This is a genomic window from Mycobacterium sp. IS-836 (assembly GCF_001954275.1).
Classification (GTDB): domain Bacteria; phylum Actinomycetota; class Actinomycetes; order Mycobacteriales; family Mycobacteriaceae; genus Mycobacterium.
The window spans coordinates 170,388-187,595 of sequence record NZ_MBEU01000002.1 but is presented as its reverse complement, the minus strand read 5'-3'; the positions used below and the strand labels follow the sequence as shown (position 1 = coordinate 187,595).

The 17,208-nt window shown below is 66.6% G+C and carries 21 protein-coding genes; 9 read left to right on the top strand and 12 right to left on the bottom strand.

Annotated elements, in window-relative coordinates:
- Positions 1 to 89: 89 nt before the first annotated feature.
- From A5747_RS00895 to A5747_RS25175, 5 genes are read left to right on the top strand one after another with little or no spacing between them, the layout of a single operon-like run.
- Positions 90 to 1,610, top strand: coding sequence for a PE-PPE domain-containing protein (locus tag A5747_RS00895; RefSeq protein ID WP_076121522.1), 1,521 nt, complete (start codon positions 90 to 92; stop codon positions 1,608 to 1,610).
- Between the two features lie 41 nt (positions 1,611 to 1,651).
- A complete protein-coding gene (locus A5747_RS00890; RefSeq protein WP_083699988.1) occupies positions 1,652 to 2,215 on the top strand; it encodes a TIGR03086 family metal-binding protein in 564 nt (187 codons plus the stop codon).
- A complete protein-coding gene (locus A5747_RS00885; RefSeq protein WP_076121520.1) occupies positions 2,212 to 2,526 on the top strand; it encodes a helix-turn-helix transcriptional regulator in 315 nt (104 codons plus the stop codon). The genes A5747_RS00890 and A5747_RS00885 overlap by 4 nt, the downstream gene beginning before the upstream one ends.
- A complete protein-coding gene (locus A5747_RS00880) occupies positions 2,523 to 2,990 on the top strand; it encodes an SRPBCC domain-containing protein (RefSeq protein ID WP_076121518.1) in 468 nt (155 codons plus the stop codon). The genes A5747_RS00885 and A5747_RS00880 overlap by 4 nt, the downstream gene beginning before the upstream one ends.
- Positions 2,987 to 3,310, top strand: a complete 324-nt coding sequence (locus tag A5747_RS25175) for a hypothetical protein (RefSeq protein ID WP_198938099.1) — start codon at positions 2,987 to 2,989, stop codon at positions 3,308 to 3,310. Before A5747_RS00880 ends, A5747_RS25175 begins: the two co-directional genes overlap by 4 nt.
- 14 nt (positions 3,311 to 3,324) lie before the next feature.
- Here A5747_RS25175 and A5747_RS00870 read toward each other — a convergent pair whose 3' ends face one another.
- A complete protein-coding gene (locus A5747_RS00870; protein ID WP_083699985.1) occupies positions 3,325 to 3,936 on the bottom strand; it encodes a TetR/AcrR family transcriptional regulator in 612 nt (203 codons plus the stop codon).
- Positions 3,937 to 4,010: 74 nt separating this feature from the next.
- Between A5747_RS00870 and A5747_RS00865 the strand changes: the two genes are divergently transcribed.
- A complete protein-coding gene (locus A5747_RS00865) occupies positions 4,011 to 4,538 on the top strand; it encodes a peroxiredoxin-like family protein (protein ID WP_076121513.1) in 528 nt (175 codons plus the stop codon).
- Positions 4,539 to 4,541: 3 nt separating this feature from the next.
- Here A5747_RS00865 and A5747_RS00860 read toward each other — a convergent pair whose 3' ends face one another.
- Positions 4,542 to 5,177, bottom strand: a complete 636-nt coding sequence (locus A5747_RS00860) for a TetR/AcrR family transcriptional regulator (protein ID WP_076121510.1) — start codon at positions 5,175 to 5,177, stop codon at positions 4,542 to 4,544.
- Between the two features lie 182 nt (positions 5,178 to 5,359).
- On the opposite strand from A5747_RS00860, the gene A5747_RS24705 reads away from it, so the two are divergent.
- Positions 5,360 to 5,485: a hypothetical protein gene (locus A5747_RS24705; protein WP_139329499.1), complete on the top strand. Its 126-nt coding sequence runs from the start codon at positions 5,360 to 5,362 to the stop codon at positions 5,483 to 5,485.
- Between the two features lie 7 nt (positions 5,486 to 5,492).
- Here the strand turns inward: A5747_RS24705 and A5747_RS00855 are convergent, their stop codons facing one another.
- From A5747_RS00855 to A5747_RS00840, 4 genes are read right to left on the bottom strand one after another with little or no spacing between them, the layout of a single operon-like run.
- The gene (locus A5747_RS00855) at positions 5,493 to 6,917 is read right to left on the bottom strand and encodes an NAD(P)(+) transhydrogenase (Re/Si-specific) subunit beta (protein WP_076121508.1); all 1,425 of its coding nucleotides are present in this window, start codon (positions 6,915 to 6,917) and stop codon (positions 5,493 to 5,495) included.
- The gene (locus A5747_RS00850; protein ID WP_076121505.1) at positions 6,914 to 7,243 is read right to left on the bottom strand and encodes an NAD(P) transhydrogenase subunit alpha; all 330 of its coding nucleotides are present in this window, start codon (positions 7,241 to 7,243) and stop codon (positions 6,914 to 6,916) included. The genes A5747_RS00855 and A5747_RS00850 overlap by 4 nt, the downstream gene beginning before the upstream one ends.
- Positions 7,244 to 8,335, bottom strand: coding sequence for a Re/Si-specific NAD(P)(+) transhydrogenase subunit alpha (locus tag A5747_RS00845; protein ID WP_076121503.1), 1,092 nt, complete (start codon positions 8,333 to 8,335; stop codon positions 7,244 to 7,246). It abuts the gene before it with no gap.
- A 56-nt stretch (positions 8,336 to 8,391) separates the two neighbouring features.
- The gene (locus A5747_RS00840; protein ID WP_076121637.1) at positions 8,392 to 8,853 is read right to left on the bottom strand and encodes a nuclear transport factor 2 family protein; all 462 of its coding nucleotides are present in this window, start codon (positions 8,851 to 8,853) and stop codon (positions 8,392 to 8,394) included.
- A 139-nt stretch (positions 8,854 to 8,992) separates the two neighbouring features.
- Here A5747_RS00840 and A5747_RS00835 point away from each other — a divergent pair, with 139 nt between their 5' ends.
- Together A5747_RS00835 and A5747_RS00830 are read left to right on the top strand one after the other, a co-directional pair.
- Positions 8,993 to 10,213: an acyl-CoA dehydrogenase family protein gene (locus tag A5747_RS00835; protein ID WP_076121635.1), complete on the top strand. Its 1,221-nt coding sequence runs from the start codon at positions 8,993 to 8,995 to the stop codon at positions 10,211 to 10,213.
- Positions 10,206 to 11,036, top strand: coding sequence for a tyrosine-protein phosphatase (locus A5747_RS00830; RefSeq protein ID WP_076121501.1), 831 nt, complete (start codon positions 10,206 to 10,208; stop codon positions 11,034 to 11,036). Before A5747_RS00835 ends, A5747_RS00830 begins: the two co-directional genes overlap by 8 nt.
- Position 11,037: 1 nt before the next feature.
- Here the strand turns inward: A5747_RS00830 and A5747_RS00825 are convergent, their stop codons facing one another.
- From A5747_RS00825 to A5747_RS00800, 6 genes are all read right to left on the bottom strand, one after another.
- Entirely contained in the window at positions 11,038 to 11,898 is an 861-nt protein-coding gene (locus A5747_RS00825) for an SDR family oxidoreductase (RefSeq protein ID WP_076061275.1), read from the bottom strand.
- A gap of 59 nt (positions 11,899 to 11,957) precedes the next feature.
- Positions 11,958 to 13,388: an aldehyde dehydrogenase family protein gene (locus A5747_RS00820; RefSeq protein WP_076121499.1), complete on the bottom strand. Its 1,431-nt coding sequence runs from the start codon at positions 13,386 to 13,388 to the stop codon at positions 11,958 to 11,960.
- Between the two features lie 114 nt (positions 13,389 to 13,502).
- Positions 13,503 to 14,435, bottom strand: a complete 933-nt coding sequence (locus tag A5747_RS00815; RefSeq protein ID WP_142245413.1) for a class I SAM-dependent methyltransferase — start codon at positions 14,433 to 14,435, stop codon at positions 13,503 to 13,505.
- 41 nt (positions 14,436 to 14,476) lie between these two features.
- The gene (locus tag A5747_RS00810) at positions 14,477 to 15,433 is read right to left on the bottom strand and encodes a class I SAM-dependent methyltransferase (protein ID WP_076121494.1); all 957 of its coding nucleotides are present in this window, start codon (positions 15,431 to 15,433) and stop codon (positions 14,477 to 14,479) included.
- A gap of 82 nt (positions 15,434 to 15,515) precedes the next feature.
- Positions 15,516 to 16,151 (bottom strand): TetR/AcrR family transcriptional regulator, encoded by a 636-nt coding sequence (locus A5747_RS00805; protein ID WP_076121492.1) that lies wholly within the window; start codon positions 16,149 to 16,151, stop codon positions 15,516 to 15,518.
- Positions 16,099 to 17,136 carry a pirin family protein gene (locus A5747_RS00800; RefSeq protein WP_083699982.1) on the bottom strand — a complete coding sequence of 346 codons (1,038 nt, stop codon included), beginning with the start codon at positions 17,134 to 17,136 and terminating at the stop codon, positions 16,099 to 16,101. The genes A5747_RS00805 and A5747_RS00800 overlap by 53 nt, the downstream gene beginning before the upstream one ends.
- Positions 17,137 to 17,208 lie beyond the last annotated feature (72 nt).

Below are 17,208 nucleotides of genomic sequence, written 5' to 3'. Positions count from 1 at the left end.
GTACAGCCCTCAACCAAACGCGGGACTTCGCGCAGGCACCGCTTTATGCTCGGTTTTGCTGACAGTCGAAAGGGGGTGGGGGCGGGGAGATGTCGTACGTAGTCACCACGCCCGAGATGTTGGCGGCCGCGGCCAACGATGTCGGGAACATCGGTTCGGCGATCAGCACCGCCAGCTCGAACGCGGCGGGCCCGACCACCGGTTTGATCCCGGCGGCCGAGGACGAGGTGTCGATGGCCATCGCAAAGCTTTTCGGCGCGTACGGCCAGGAGTACCAGGCGCTCGTCTCGCAAGCTTCGGCGTTTCACGACGAGTTCACCCAGGCGCTGGCCGCTTCGGGAAACGCCTACCTGGAAGCCGAGGCCGCCAACTCGGCCCTGATGCTCGGGCCGTCGAACCCGCTGAACACGATCGCCTCGCCGATCCAGACGCTGTTCGGCCAACCGGCGCTCACCGGCGGGTCCGGTGAGGCCAGCGCGATGACGTCGATGGCGTCGATGTCGAGGGCGGCCGCCGCGGACCCACTGACCGCGCTGATCATGGGTGGCACCGGCAACCCGACACCCAACCCGGCGTACGTGACGAGCATCTTCAACTCGTACATCCAGCCCAACCCCCTCTTCGCCGGGGCCACTCCGCAAGGCCTCTTCACGCCCGAGCAGTTCTGGCCCATCACCCCCAATCTCGGAAACCTGACGTACGGCCAGTCCGTCGCCCAGGGCACCGGCCTGCTGAACGACGCGCTCGTCGGCCCCAGCGGAGTGCTCACGCAGGGCAACAGCGCCGTCGTCGTCGGGTACTCGCAAAGCGCCGCCGTCGCCAACAACGAAATCAACGCCCTGATGGCGGCGGGCTCGCCCTATCAAGACCAGCTGTCCTTCATGCTGCTGGCCAATCCGAACACCCCCGACGGCGGCATCCTGTCGCGCTTCCCCGGCTTCTACCTCCCGTTCCTGGATGTGCCGTTCAACGGTGCGACGCCGCCGCTCTCGCCGTACCTGACCAGCATGTACACGATCCAATACGACGGCATCGCCAACGCCCCGCAATACCCCCTCAACCTCGTGTCGGACGCCAACGCCGTCGCGGGCTACTTCACCCTGCACAGCACCTATCCCACGCTTTCCGCCGCGCAGGTCGCCAACGCCGTGGCCCTGCCGACTTCCCCCGGCTACACGGGCGCCACCCAGTACTACGAGTTGCTGACGCAGAACCTGCCGCTGCTGCAGCCGATCCGCGATATCCCGTTCCTCGGCAATCCGCTCGCCGACCTCGTCCAGCCCGACCTGCGGGTGCTCGTTGACCTTGGCTACGGCTCGTACGGGCCCGGCCTCAACTACGCGAACATTCCCACCCCGGCCGGCCTATTCGAGGTCGTCAACCCGTTCACGACCGGGCCCGACCTCGCCCTCGGCGCCGTGCAGGGACCCCAGTCCGCGCTGGTCGATCTCGGGCTGCTGCCGCAGTCGGCAACCCCGACCATCTATCCCTACGTTCCGTCGATAGATCCGAACCTGAACTTCTTCCTGGGCCAGCCGAGCGTGACCGGGCTGTCGCTACTCAGCGGCGCCACCGGGGATCTGCTGCATCTGATTCCGCCCATCCACTAAGGGCCTTGACGCGATTGTTTAGCGACAGCTAAATTTAGCGAGTGCTAAATGATGCAGGTCCGCTCGATCCCATCGTCCTGTACCGCTCCGCGACGGATCGAGCCGTCGCGGTCGTGGAGGCGGTCGCGCCCGAGCAGCTGAGCTGGGCGACGCCCTGCTCGGAGTGGACCGTGCAAGACCTCATCGATCACCTGGCCGGCGGAGCGGAGTACCTGTTGTCGGCGGCGACGGGCGCGGAGCCAGTCCCAGCCGATAGTGCGTCGGGGACCGATTACCGAATGCGTGTGGCCCGCGTGCTGACCGCCCTGGAATTGCCCGGCGCGCTGGAGCGCGTCTGTGTCTCCCCGCTCGGCTTCGACTGGCCCGTGGCCGACGCGGTGGCCGGCACGTTCATGGATGTGCTCATCCACACGTGGGACCTGGCCCGCGCGACAGGACAGGACGAGCGGCTTGATGCCCGCCTAGTGGAAGCGTGTACTGCAATGTTTCTCCCCGAAATGCCAAGGCGCGGACGGGAAGCGGGGATCGTCGGCCCTGAGGTCGTGCTGGGCGAGGGCGCGTCTGCGCAGGATCGGCTGCTGGCGGCGATGGGCCGCACACCGTGACCGAGCCGGCCGTCGAGGATGCCATCAGGGCGCTGGCCCATCCGGGCCGGCGGACGATGCTGCGATTGGTGTGGGATCAGGAGCGACCCGCATCCGCTCTCGCCGAGGCCGCGGGCCTGTCGAAATCGGCCGCGAGCCAACACCTCAAGATATTGCGCGACGCCGGATTGGTCGACGTGCGCGCCGACGCTACCCGACGGCTGTATCGCGCCGACCTGGCCCGGGTCGCACAGGTGGCCGCACTGCTCGACGACTTCTGGGCCGCGCCGCTGCAACGCCTGCGCGCCGCCGCGGAAACCGCTCCGCCATGAAGCTGGTCATACAACAGCTCGTGGTGCGGGCGAGCGCCGAGCGCGTCTTCGAATTGTTCACCGACCCAGTGCAATTCGGGCAATGGATGGCCGAGGACGCGGTCCTTGACGCCATCGCCGGCGGCGTCGTGCGCTGGACACACCCCAACGGCGACACCGTGTCCGGCCGCTACGTAGAAGTTGAGCGGCCCCGCCGGATCGTGTTCACCTACGGTTGGGAGCGCGCCGACGTCGGAATCCCGCCGGGATCAACGACCGTCGAGGTCGACCTCATTTCCCAGTCCGACGGCAGCACGCTGGTCAAACTGGTGCATCGCGGACTCGAAGGCGGCGCGGCGGACGCCCACCACGGCGGCTGGGTTCACTACCTCGACCGGCTGCGCCGCACGGCCGAGGGCGAAGACGTCGGCAAGGATCCATGGGCCGACCGTCGGGTGCCAAGTCGCCAGGAGCTACACCGATGAGCGACGGGTCCACCGAGGCCGACTTCTGGGCATTCGCCGAACCGCTGTTGGCCACCGCAACGGTCACGCGCTCGACGATGATGGGCCTGCCCTGCCTGCGGTCCAATGGCCGGTTCTTCGCCTCGTTCGACCGGCGGACCGCCGCCCTTGTCGTCAAGCTGCCCGAAGCCAGGGTCAACGAACTGATCCAATCCGGTGAGGCCGAGCCGTTTGCGCCGTCCGGTCGCCGGTTTCGCGAATGGGCGTCCATCGACGCCGGTCGATCCGAAACCTGGTCCTCGCGTCTTGCCGAAGCCCTGGAATTTGTTGCGGCCCAGTGAGGTTCGGGAGGAGTTTAAGGGTCTGGTAGCAGCGCACGCACCCCGCGGAGCAGGGCGAGGGCATGTTCGGCGTCGCCGCTACGGGCCCTGGCCAGTGCGCCGAGGACGCCGGCCTGAAGAGCATCGGCCAATCTCGCCGGCGTCGAGGGCGTGGCCTGCGCAAGCTCGCCTGCGGCCACCGCACGGCGCAGTGCCCCACGCAGGCCGCGGCGCATGCGTCGCAGGTGCCCGTCAGTCAGGCTCTTGATGCGGGGATCCCGATTGATCGGATCGCGCATGGTCTCCACCGCCAGGCAGCCGGCGGTGCCCATCGGCCCGCGGATGAGTTCCTCGACTTCGTCAAGAAACGCGTGCACGTCGGCGGCGCCGGCGCGGCCGCGTTCGAGGGGGATGAGCATCGCGCACGCCGAGTCGACATAGTTCTGCAGCACGGTGTGCATGATGTCTGCCTTGGTACCGAAGGAACGGTACAACGTCGAGGAAGACAGTCCCGTCGCGGCCAGCATCTCCTCTTGCGTTGCGGCGTCATACCCCTTGCGCCAGAACAGCATCAGTAGCGCATCCAGCGCACACTGCCGATCGAACTGCGGGGGCCGTCCGGGGCGACGCTTACCTAAGGTTGACATTTGGAGTAAGTGTACTCAATACTTCCAACAAATACATTCGGAGTTGTCTAACTCAAAAATCAACGGAGGCCGGTGTGTTAAAACCAGGCGATACGGTCAGCGCGAGGACGCTGCGCACAATCACCGACACCGACGTGGCGGTTCCAGCGCCCGACGCAACCGTGCACCTGCAGTTCCGGCGTTTCGCCGGATGCCCGATCTGCACGTTGCACATGCACGAACTGAGTCGGCGGCACGACGAGATCGAATCCGCCGGCATCACCGAAATCACGGTATTTCATTCCGCGGCCGACGCGCTTCGCCGCTACCAGGCCGACTTACCGTTTGCGGTCGTGGCCGACCCGGATCGCAAGCTGTACAAGGAATTTGGGGTCGAATCCTCCTCAATCGCTGCTAGCTTGCACCCACGGGCGATGCTTGCCGCCGCTCGCGGCATGCGGTGGTCCAAGGCGAGCGGTGCGATCGGCTTGGGCGAGAAGCACACGGGCAAACCGGCGGATTTCCTGATCGGCTCCGACGGCAGCGTGTTGGCGTGCAAATACGGCGCGCACGCCGACGATCAGTGGTCAGTCGATGAATTACTCAAGCTCGCGAAGGACTAGCCGCTAAAGCCCGAGCGGGGAATTCTTGCGAATCGTTTCGTCGCGGATCAGCCCGCGCAGCAGGGCGGTGCTGAACTCGGCGGCGATTTCCTTGGCGGTGCGCCGCCCGCTCGGGCGCAGCCAGCGGTAGCTGCCCAGCGTCATGCCGATGTAGCCCAGCGCCACCACGTGCGAGTCGCACTCGTAGAACTCGCCGCTGGCGATGCCGCGGTCGATGAGGCCGTGCACGTGCTCGTAGACCTGGGCCTCCTTTTCGCGGACCTCGGCGACCTGCTCGGTGGTGAACCACTCGGTGATGTAGGGCTGTTCCTGGAAGTACACGGCGGCCCGCTCGGGATTGCTCGCGATGCCCGTCAGCAGCCGGACGGTGTACTGGTAGAGCGCCTCGCGGGCCGTCCAGGACGGGTCGTCGTGCACCGCGGCCAGGGTGCCCTCGGCGGCCTGACGGTAGATGTCGAACAGGATCAGCGACTTGCTGGCGTAGTAGTGGTAGACCGTCGCCTTGTTCAGGCCGATCACATCGGCAACGTCGTCCATCCGGGTGCCGTGATAGCCGCGGGCGGCGAACAGCTTGGTGGCAACAGCCAGCAACTCCTCGCGGCGTGTCAACCCGTTGGGGGTGATGCTGTCGGATGTCATCTGTACTCACTATCGTCGCTGCCGGCGGGGCCGGATTTGGGTTCCGGCGGGTCCGGATGAGGCAAATTATCAATCAACTGGTTGGACAGTTTAAGGCCTCGGGGACGCTCGCCCGCCTGTCGCACCGGCGACGAGGGGACTAGACTTCGATCGGAATTGTCGCAAGTCGAGAGGTGGGGACGATGGATCCGAATCCGGATTACGACGCAAGCGACGAGCTCGAGTTCTTCATGCGGTACTTCACCTGGGGATTGCGGGGCGTTCAGGACGGCAACGGCTACCCGCCGCCCGCATATCCGCCCGTCTAGAGGCCCGCTATAACGCTTTGAGTTCCTCGGCGACCTCCGTCACCGATTTCTTCGCGTCTCCGAACAACATCGTGGTTCCCTCCGCATAGAACAGCGGGTTGTCGATTCCCGCGAATCCGGAATTCATCGACCGCTTCAGCACGATCACCGACCTGGCCTTGTCCACATTGAGAATCGGCATGCCGTAGATCGGACTCGACGCCTCATTGCGGGCCGCCGGGTTGGTGACATCGTTGGCGCCGATGACGATCGCGACGTCGGTGCGGGCGAACTCGTCGTTGATGTCGTCCATGTCTTTCATGGCGTCATAGTCCACCTCGGCCTCGGCCAGCAACACATTCATGTGCCCGGGCATGCGGCCGGCCACCGGGTGGATCGCGTACTTCACCGGCACGCCCTTGTCCTCCAGCAGCGAAGCCATGTCCTTGACGGCGTGCTGTGCCTGCGCGACGGCCAGGCCGTAACCCGGGACCACGATCACCTGGTTGGCGTAGGCCATCTGGATCGCCGCATCGGAGGCCGATGTGGACTTGACGTGCTTGTCGCCGCCGCCGTCGCCGCTGGGCGCCACGCCGGCGCCGCCGAAACCGCCGGCGACAATCGCGGGGATGGACCTGTTCATCGCCTTGGCCATCAGGTTGGTCAGGATCGAACCCGAGGCGCCGACGATCATGCCGGCCACGATCATCGCGGTGTTGTTCAGCGCCAACCCCGCCGCCGCGGCCGACAGCCCCGTCATCGCGTTGAGCAGTGAGATGACCACGGGCATGTCGGCGCCGCCGATTGGTAGCACCACCATCAGGCCCAGCACGCCGGCCGCGGCCAGCAGGCCGATCATCCACCACAGCGACACCCCGCCGCTGCCGGGGTGTGCGTCCAGGCCGATGACCACGGCGGCCGCGACGGCCGCGGCCAGCAGCAGCACATTGATCGGTTGCTGGGCCCTGCCGAAACCGATCGGCGATCCGGAGATGATCTCCTGCAGTTTGCCGAACGCGATGATCGAGCCCCAGAACGAGATCGATCCGATGATCGCGGCGAACAACGACGCCACCACGATGTGCACGGTCGGCGACTCGTGGTGCTGGAAGGCCGAAAAGCCTGATGTCTCAATGAATTCCGAGAGCGCGATGAGCGCGACGGTGCCGCCGCCGACGCCGTTGAAGAACGCCACCAGCTGGGGCATGGCGGTCATCTTGGTCAACCGCGCCGGCGGAACACCGAGCACGACGCCCACCACGAGGCCGGCGATGATCAATACCCATTGGTCGGTGTGCCGGATCTTGACAAGGGTCGCCGCCACAGCGATGGCCATGCCCACCGCGGCGATCAGGTTGCCGCGCACCGCGGTCTTGGGGCCCGTCAGACCCATCAGACCGTAGATGAAGAGCGCGAACGAAATGATGTACAGGCCGATTACCAAGTAGTTCATTTGGCCGCCGGCTCCTCGGTCTTCGCTTGGGGCACACGCTTTTTGCCCTTGAACATGCCGAGCATCCGGTCGGTGACGATGAAACCGCCGATGACGTTCAGTGTCCCGAACACCACCGCCACGAACAGGATGATCTGCACGGCCAGCGACGGGTGCTCGACCTCGCCGAACACCACCAGCGCGCCGAGCACCACGATCCCGTGGATGGCGTTGGTCCCCGACATCAGGGGGGTGTGCAGCGTGTTGGGCACCTTCGAGATCACCGCGAACCCGACGAACCCGGAGAGCACCAGGATCGCCAGATTGGCCAATAGTTCGTCGTACATCTAGGAGTCCTCCCCGCGGGTCACGCACGACTCCGAGATGACCTCGTCGTCGAAGTCCGGCGCCAGCTTCCCATCCTTGATCAGCAGATCCAGCAGCGCGGTGATGTTCTTGCTGTAGAGCTCGCTGGCGTGCTCGGGCATCGTCGCCGGCAGGTTCAGCGGAGACGCGATAGTGACGTCATGCTTGACCACCGTCTGCCCCGGTTCGGTGAGCTCGCAGTTGCCGCCGGCCTCCCCCGCCAGGTCGACGATGACGCTGCCGGGTTTCATCGCCTCCACCGCCGCGGCGGTCACCAGACGCGGCGCGGGCCGGCCCGGCACCAACGCCGTGGTGATCACCACGTCGAATCCGCTGATCGCGTCTTCCAACGCCTTCTGCTGCTGGGCGCGTTCGTCTTCGGTGAGCTCGCGGGCGTAGCCGCCCTCGCCGGCCGCGTCGATCCCGACGTCCAGCCACTGCGCCCCCACCGAGCGCACCTGGTCGGCAACCTCCGGACGCACGTCGTAGCCGGACGTCCGCGCGCCCAGCCGCTTGGCCGTCGCCAGCGCCTGCAGCCCGGCCACTCCGACGCCGAGCACCAGCACGGTCGCCGGCTTCACCGTTCCCGCGGCGGTGGTCAGCATCGGGAAAAACCGGGTCGACTCCGAGGCCGCCAGCAGCACCGCCTTGTACCCCGCCACGTTGGCCTGCGACGACAGCGCATCCATCGCCTGGGCCCGCGAGATCCGCGGGATCGCCTCCAGCGCGAACGCCTGCACCCCGGCCTGCTTCAGCGCGCCGATCGCGTTGTCGGCATTGCGCGGCGCCAGGAAGCCGATCAGCGTCTGACCGCTGCGCAACCTGCCGACCTCGTCGGCGGTCGGCGGGGCTACCTTGACGACCACGTCGGCAGCCCAGGCGTCCCCGATGCTGGCCCCGGCCTCGGTGTAGAGCCCGTCGGGAAGCAGCGCGCCTTCACCCGCACCGGACTCGACCACCACCGCCAAACCGCTGTTCACCAGCGACGCGACCGCCTTCGGCACCAACGCGACGCGCCGCTCGTCGGTCGCGGACTCGGCGACCACCCCCACCGTCGTCTGCGCATCTGTCATGGCGCGTACATCTACTTTCCTTACTTTGGGCTTCGCGCAGACACCCTATCGGTCGGCTACCAGAGCGGAATCTCTTGGCCATGTTCTGACGCCGGGCGGGGGCCGAAATAGCGGCGCTCGGATTCGTCGATGGGGACGTCGTTGATGCTGGCTTCGCGGCGGGCCATCAACCCCGACGGGGCAAACTCCCACAGTTCGTTGCCGTAGCTCCGGTACCACTGACCGGCTTCATCGTGGCACTCGTATTGAAACCGCACCGCGATGCGGTTGTCGTGGAAATCCCACAGGCTCTTGCGCAGTGAGTAGTCGAGTTCGCGCTGCCATTTGCGGGTCAGAAACGCCACGATCTCTTCCCGGCCGACGATCCGTTCGCTCCGGTTGCGCCAGTGCGAGTCGGGCGTGTAGGCGAGGCTGACGCGCTCGGGGTCGCGAGTGTTCCAGGCGTCCTCGGCGGCCTGCACCTTCTGCAGCGCGGTCTCGAGGGTGAACGGCGGGAAGGGCGGGCGGGATTCGGTCATGACTTTCATCGTGCGCCGAGCCTGTAAATCCGCAGATGCCTACTCGCACTTTCTCTGCAGAATTACAGGCTCGACGGTCCGACGCCCTGAAATTTGGTGCCCCAGCACGTGTCCTATCGTGACGGACATGGACTTCGCGATGTCGGCCAAAGCGAGCGACTACCACAAGCGGCTGTCCGACTTCATGACCGAGTATGTCTTTCCGGCCGAGGCCGATTACGACAAATACCGCCACGAGGCCGGCCCGAACGACCACACCGTTCCGCCCGTCATCGAGGAACTCAAGACCAAGGCCAAAGCGGCCGGCCTGTGGAACCTGTTCCTGCCGGCCGAGTCGGGCCTGACCAACCTGGAATACGCCCCGCTGGCCGAGCTCACCGGCTGGAGCCTCGAGATCGCCCCCGAGGCGCTCAACTGCGCGGCACCCGATACCGGCAACATGGAAACGCTGCACCTGTTCGCCACCGACGAGCAGCGCAAGCAGTGGCTGGAGCCGCTGTTGGCCGGTGAGATCCGCAGCGCCTTTTCGATGACCGAGCCCGCGGTCGCCAGCAGCGATGCGCGCAACATCGAGACCTCCATCGTGCGCGACGGCGGCGACTACGTGATCAACGGCCGCAAGTGGTGGACCTCGGGTGCGGCGGACCCGCGCTGCAAGATCCTCATCGTGATGGGCCGCACCAACCCCGAAGCGGCCAGCCACCAACAGCAGTCGATGGTCCTAGTGCCGATCGATACGCCCGGCGTGACGGTCGTCCGCTCGACGACGGTCTTCGGTTACCAGGACCAGCCCGGGCACTGCGAGATCATCTACGACAACGTCCGGGTACCGGTCACCAACCTGCTCGGCGAAGAGGGCGGCGGCTTCGCGATCGCCCAGGCGCGGCTGGGGCCGGGCCGCATCCACCACTGCATGCGCGCGCTCGGCGGGGCCGAGCGGGCCCTGGCCCTGATGGTGCACCGCGCGAACACCCGGATCGCATTCGGCCGTCCGCTGGCCGACCAGGGTCTGGTCCAGCAGGCAATTGCCAAGTCGCGCAACGAGATCGACCAGGCCAGGCTGCTGTGCGAGAAGGCCGCGTGGACCATCGACCAGCACGGCAACAAGGCCGCCCACCTGCTGGTGTCGCAGATCAAGGCGGTCGCGCCGCAGGTGGCCTGCGACGTCATCGACCGTGCCATCCAGGTGCACGGGGCCGCCGGCGTCAGCGACGACACGGCGCTGGCCCGGCTCTACGCCTGGCACCGGGCGATGCGGATCTTCGACGGACCCGACGAGGTGCACATGCGGACCGTCGCGCGCACCGAACTCGGCCGGGAGCAATCCGCGCTCGCGGCGGCGGTCACGTCGCATGGCTGAGGCCGCCGTCCGGGAACTACCGGGCGCCTGGAACTTTCGCGACGTCGCGGATTCCGCGTCCGTCTTGCGGCCCGGGCGGCTGTTCCGGTCCAGCGAGCTGAGCCGCCTCGACGACGAAGGCCGGGCAACGCTGCGCCGCCTCGGCATCACCGACGTCGCCGACCTGCGCGCGACCCGGGAAGTAGCCCGCCGCGGTCCGGGGCTGGTTCCCGACAGCGTCGAGATCCACCTGCTGCCCTTCCCGGACCTCGGCGAGGACGAGGCCGGCACCGACGACCAGGCACCGCACGAACACGCGTTCCAGCGCCTGCTCACCGGCGAAGGCGCCGACTCCGACATGTCGGTCAACGAGGCCGCCGCCCGCTACATGGTCGATGAATACCGCCAATTCCCAACGCGTAACGGGGCACAACGCGCGCTGCACCGCGTCATCACGCTGCTCGCTGCCGGACGCCCGGTGCTCACGCACTGCTTCGCGGGAAAGGATCGCACCGGCTTCGTGGTCGCCACCGTGCTGGAGGCGATCGGCGTCGACCGCGACACCATCGTCGCCGACTTCCTGCGCAGCAATGACGCGGCCCCGCAGCTGCGGGCCCGGATCTCCGAGATGATCGCCCAGCGCCAACAAAGCGAACTCACCCCGGAAGTGGTGACCTTCACCGAGGCCCGGCTGTCCGACGGGGTACTCGGCGTCCGCGAGGAATACCTGGCCGCGGCACGCCAAGCGATCGACGAGGAATTCGGATCGCTCGACGGCTACCTGCGCGGCGCGGGCATCTCCGCGGCCGACGTGGACAAGCTGCGCGACGCGCTGCTCGGCTGAGTCAGAGCTTGAATCCGGCCTTCTGCGCCGCGGAGAGGTCGGTGATGTCGCTCCACTGGGCGGCGATGTCCTGAACCGACGGCGGCTTGTCGAAGTTGACGCCGTCGTTCTGGAACAGCGCCACGCGTTGCACCTTGCCGCCACCGACGACGAAAACCGATGCGCTGTCGGCACATTCCTCGGTGCACAGGTAGGCCACCACGGGAGCGACGAACTCCGGCGTGAGCTTCTCCAGCACCTCGGGCGGCATGATGTCCTGGGTCATCCTGGTCGCCGCGATCGGGGCGACCGCGTTGGCGTTGATGTTGTACTTGGCGCCCTCCAGCGCCAGCGTGTTGATCAGGCCGACAAGGCCGAGCTTGGCCGCGCCGTAATTGGTCTGGCCGAAGTTGCCGAACAGGCCACTGGTGGAGGTGGCGACGACGACCCGCCCGTAGCTCTGCTCACGGAAGTGCGGCCACGCGGCGCGGATGACGTTGTACCCGCCGTAGAGGTGCACCTTGAGCACGGCGTCCCAGTTCTCGAACGACATCTTGTGGAAGGTGCCGTCGCGCAGGATCCCGGCGTTGCTCACCACACCGTGCACCGCGCCGAACTCGTCGAGCGCGGTCTTGATGATGTTCTCGGCACCCTCGGGCTCGGCGACGCTGTCGTAGTTGGCGGCCGCGCGCCCACCCGCGTCGCGGATCTCCTTGACCACCTCGTCGGCCATGTTGTGGCCGGCGCCGGTGCCGTCGCGGGCCCCGCCGAGGTCGTTCACGATGACGCTGGCGCCTTCGGCGGCGAGGGTGAGGGCGTATTCACGGCCCAATCCCCCACCGGCTCCGGTGACGACGATGACGCGATCCTGCACTCCGGGCATCAGGTTCCTCTCTGCGGTGAAAATTTGTGTTTAGCAAGCGATTTGGCGCGACAGGAATGTCAGAACATCCTGCGGGCCATCTTGAAGGCCCGCTCGGTATAGGGCGGGTAGATGAAGCTTGACAGGTCGGGCCGCGTCGGCTTGGTCAGCACCGACTTGCGGTGGCTGAACTCCTCGAAGCCATAGCGGCCGTGATACGCACCCATGCCCGACGCGCCGACCCCGCCGAACGGCAGCTTGGCCGTCGACACCTGGAACGCGAGATGGTTGACGAGCATGCCGCCGGCCGGCACCTCTTTGATCACCCGCTCGCGGGTCTCGCGGGTTTTGGTGAACAGGTACGCGGAAAGCGGTTTGGGCCGCGAATTGACGAAACGTATTGCGTCGTCCAGGGATTGGACGGTGACCACCGGAAGCACCGGTCCGAAGATCTCGTTGCGCATCAGCGGGCCGTCCGGATCCGGATCGACGACGACGGTGGGCTGGATGCGTAGGCTCGACGCGTCGCAGGCCCCGCCGACGGCGACCTTGCCGTCCCCGCCGGACAAATAGCCTCTGATGCGGTCGAACTGACGCTGGTTGACGATCCGCATGCCGTTGGGCTTGTCGGACGTGAACTTCGTGATGGCGGCGCCGATCTTGTCCACCAGCTCGTCACGAATCGTGGCGTCCGCCAGCACATAGTCGGGAGCCACACAAGTCTGGCCGGCGTTCAGCAGTTTCATCCAGGCGATGCGCTTGGCGGCGACTTCCACGTCGGCGTCGGCCGCCACGATCACCGGGCTCTTGCCGCCGAGCTCGAGCGTGCACGGCGTCAGGTGCGGCGCCGCACCCTCGTATACCTTGCGGCCGATCTCGGTGCCGCCGGTGAACAGCACGCGGTCCAGGCCCTGCGCAATGAGCGCCTGGCTCACCGAGCCGTCGCCCTCGACCACGGCGATCGCGTCGTTGTCGAGATATCGAGGCACCAGCTCGGCCATCAAGTGCGCCGACGCCGCGGCGATCTCCGACGGCTTGAGAATGACGGCGTTGCCCGCGGCGATCGCGCCGACGGCCGGACCCAGCGTCAGGTAGAACGGGTAATTCCACGCGCCGATGATCAGCACGGTGCCGTAGGGCTCGTATTCGATCCAGCCCCGGCCGGGAAGCTGCGGCATCTCGAGCAATTGGTATTTGCGCTTCGTCCAGCGGCGAACCTTCTTGGCCGCGTACTTCGCCTCGCCTGCGGTCGTTGCGACGTCGGCGATGAACGCCTCGAACGGGCTGCGGTCCAGATCTTCTGCCAGCGCGGCGGCGATCGCGGCCTCGTTTTCTTCCATCAGCTTGGCCAGCTGCAGCAACTGCTGCTTGCGCCATTCGACGTCCCGGGTGCGGCCGGTGGCGAAGGTCTCGCGAAGCCGGTCCACGGTCGCGGCGACGTTGTCCGGTTGAGCTGCCGGGGCCCCGTTGAACTCAGATGTCTTCGGCGTAACCGATTCGGTGGTCATCATTGACTTCCTTCCCGGAGGCTGCCCACTGCTCGTCGCGCGAGCGCTCATGGGTGATACCCGCGATCCTAACCATCCGGTTGGGAGAGCAGAAAGGAAGATCCTGGGCGGCTGCCGCTACAACCGCTCCGCGATCACGAAGTCGGAGAACGCGTCCTTGTCGTCGGCCAACGGGACGCTGTCGATCCAGCGGCCCAGCCGTCGCATCTCGTCCGCCGACGGCTGCGCGCGGGCGCGCCAGCCGTGATCGTTCAGCCAGTCCGCGACGTTCGCCCGGTGGTCGTCGCGGTACATCAGCTCCCCGACGTCGATGGTCTCCTCCAGGCCGAGTTCGTCGGCCACCTTCCGGAACCGCTCGCGCATCTGCTGCCGACGCTCGTCGGCGTGCGCGGGCGCGGTTTCGGCCGAGACCCGGCTGCCGGCCGGACTGAGCTCGCCGATCTGGGTGAACAACCGGTCCTGGGCTTCCGCCGGCAGATACATCAGCAGTCCCTCGGCGAGCCAGGCGGTGCGCGCCGCGGGGTCGAAGCCCGCGGCACGCAGCGCGGCGGGCCAGTCCTGACGCAGGTCGATCGCGACCTCGCGGCGATCGGCCGAAGGCGCCACACCGTTTTCGGCGAGCGTCGTGGACTTGTAGGCCAACACATCGGGCTGGTCGATCTCGTACACCGTGGTGCCCGCCGGCCAATCCAGGCGGTAGGCGCGGGAATCCAGGCCCGACGCCAGGATCACCACCTGCCGGATCCCGTCGGCGACGGCGTCCTTGAAAAAGGTGTCGAAGAAATTCGTGCGCACCGCCTGGTAGCCGCGCATGTGATGGAGGTGCGCCGCGGAGTCGGAATCGAGGGCTTCGACCCTGGCCGCGATCTCCGGATCGAGCATGGCCTCCCACAGGACACCGGCACCCGCATTGGTGACCAGCAGCTTGGCGTACGGGTCGCGGATGAGCGCGTCGGGCCGCTCGGTTTCGACGGCGCGGGCGGCGGCGACCATCACGGCGGTCGTGCCGACGCTGGACTTGATGTCCCAGCTGTCGTCGTGGGTGCGCAGTGAGCTCATCGCGTGCTCCTTGGTAGGGGGGTGGGCGCGGGTCAGTGGGTCGGGGCGCCGAGGCGTGCGCGCAGCAGCGTGCTGCGGACGGCCTCGTCGGCTAGGTCGTCGGGTACCGGCCGGCCCAGCCGGGCCATCTCGTCGCGGTTGTTCACGCTGTTTACCTGCCAGCCGTGCTCGGCCAGCCACTCGACGGGATCCGTGCGGTCCGGCTCGTGATAGGTCAGCGCCTGGACGTTGACATCCAGGCCGAGCCGCTCCCGCATCCGCAGCCAGCGCTGCGAGTTGCTCCGCGAATTCATGCCGAACGCCTCGATGGCCACCTGGCTGCCCGGCGCGCTCAGCGCGGTGAACATCTCGAAGAGCCGGTCCTGGGCATCGCCGGGCAGATAGGGCAGCAAGCCCTCGGCAAGCCAGGCGGTCGGTTGGGTGCGGTCGAAGCCGGCTGCGGTCAACGCTGCCGGCCAGTCATCCCGCAGGTCCACCGGGACCGGGCGCCTGCTGGCAGCCGGAACCGCGCCGTGCCGCTGCAGGATTGCGGTCTTGTACTCCAGCACCTGGGGCTGATCGATCTCGTAGACGGCGGTATCCGCCGGCCAATCCAACCGGTAGGCACGCGAGTCCAGCCCGGCGGCCAGAATCACCACCTGCCGGATACCGGCGCTGACGGCGTCGGCAAAGTACTCGTCGAAGAAGTGCGTGCGCACGGCCTGATAGTCGATGCCCAGCCGATGTGCACGCCGCGCGTGCGGGTCGTCGTCGAGCCAAGCCAGTTCGGCGTCGGCCAGGCGTTCCCACGCGGGACCGGCCGAGGACACCAGCACCCTGGCGAAGTCGTCACGTATTAGTGGATTGGGTCCGGCCGTTTCCACGGCACGCGAGGCAGCGACGCCCAAGGCGGTAGCGCCGACGAGTTCGGTGATGGACCACGAGTCACCCGCGGTGCGTAATGAGGGCGGTAAGGAAGGCTCTACGGAGGTGTCGTCAAGCTCAGTCATATCGGCACCATGCTACCGAATAAGTTAGTTAGCCTATACGCTTTGTGCGCGATTTCACTGGCGCCGGACACCCGGTGTCGAGTCAGCGTTCGGGGCGCAGCAGCGCGCCTTCCAACAGCCGCCGGAGCACGTCGGTGGCGGCCAACATCTCTTCGTAGTTGCTGACGTAGCCGGCATAGAATCCCACCCCGCAAAGCACCACGACCAGCGTCTCGACCAGTGCCTGCGCGTCGATATCGGCGGCGACTTCGCCACGCTCGATCGCCTCGCCGACCACCCACGTCAGAAATTCGCGGCCGATTCTCATCGAATCGTTCTCGGTCTGGCTCAATTCCGGATGCCGCTGCGATTCCAGCACGGCGGTGATCAGAAACGCCGACACGGCAGGATTGTCGGAATTAGCGCGTACCGCGGTGGTGATGAACGCCGTCAGCCGCCCGGTCAACGTGGTCTCGCGCTGTGCCGCCCGAATAGCGTCCCGGATGACGACGTCGTTGGCATGCCCCAATACCTCGCGGTACAACAGCCGTTTGCTGGAAAAGTAGTGATTGATCGCCGGCCTCGTCAGGTCGGCCTGGACCGCAATCGCCTGGAACGTCGCACCGTCGTAACCGCGTTCACTGAACACCCGACGAGCGGCCTGCATGATCCGCTGACGCGTCTCGTCAGCCTTTGCTGCGGGCGGTCGGCCCGGGCGGCGACTCGCCGTTATCGCCATTATTGAAGTGTGCCACCCCGTGATGTGGCATTAACGCGTTCGGCGGAATATTGCCGAATTTCCCAGCTTGGTAGTCCTGCAGCGCCTCGACCAATTCCGCGCGAGAGTTCATTACGAAAGGCCCGTAGTGGAATACCGGCTCGCGAATGGGCTGCCCGCCCAAAAGCAGCACATCGATTGCTGTGGTGCGGGACGACTCCTGGGTTGATTGGGCGCCGACGGTGATCCGGTCGCCGGGTCCGAGCACGGCCAGTTGCCCCTGCCTGATCGGGTGCGCGAGGGGACCCACATACCCGCTTCCCGACAGGACGTAGACCAGCGCGTTGAAATCGCGCCGCCACGGGATGTTGAGCCGGGCCCCACGTTGAATCGTCGCATGCGCCAACGTGATCGGCGTGTGGGTGATACCGGGACCGCGGTGACCGTCGATCTCACCGGCGATGATGCGAACCAGCGCCCCGCCGTCATCGGATGCGAGCAGCCGGGCGTCGGTGCCTTCGATGGCCTGGTACCGAGGGGGCGCGAACTTGTCTTTCTTCGGCAGATTCACCCACAACTGGACACCGTGGAAAAGGCCGCCGCTCTCGACCAATTCGGCGGGCGGGGTCTCGATGTGCAGGATGCCCGAACCCGCCGTCATCCATTGGGTGGCGCCATCGGTGATCAGGCCGCCACCGCCGTGGGAATCCTGGTGCGCGAATTTTCCGTCGAGCATGTAGGTGACGGTTTCGAAGCCGCGGTGCGGGTGCCAATCGGTTCCCCTGGGTTCTCCGGGCTGGTATTCCACCGCGCCCATCTGGTCCATGTGCACGAAGGGATCCAGGGCAGCGGCGCTCACGCCGGCGAACGCGCGGACGACGGGGAAGCCTTCACCCTCGTAGCCTCGCGGGCCGGTGGTGATCGATCGGACCGGGCGCTCGGTGTCGGATGGATCGGGCGGGCCGATCCGCGGCAGGGCGAGCGTGTCCGCGGTAATAGCAGGCATTTGTCTCCTCAAATTAGGGTTGCCTATATAACCGGACCGTGGTCCAGTTATTCCCGCTGGTCTTACGATGGC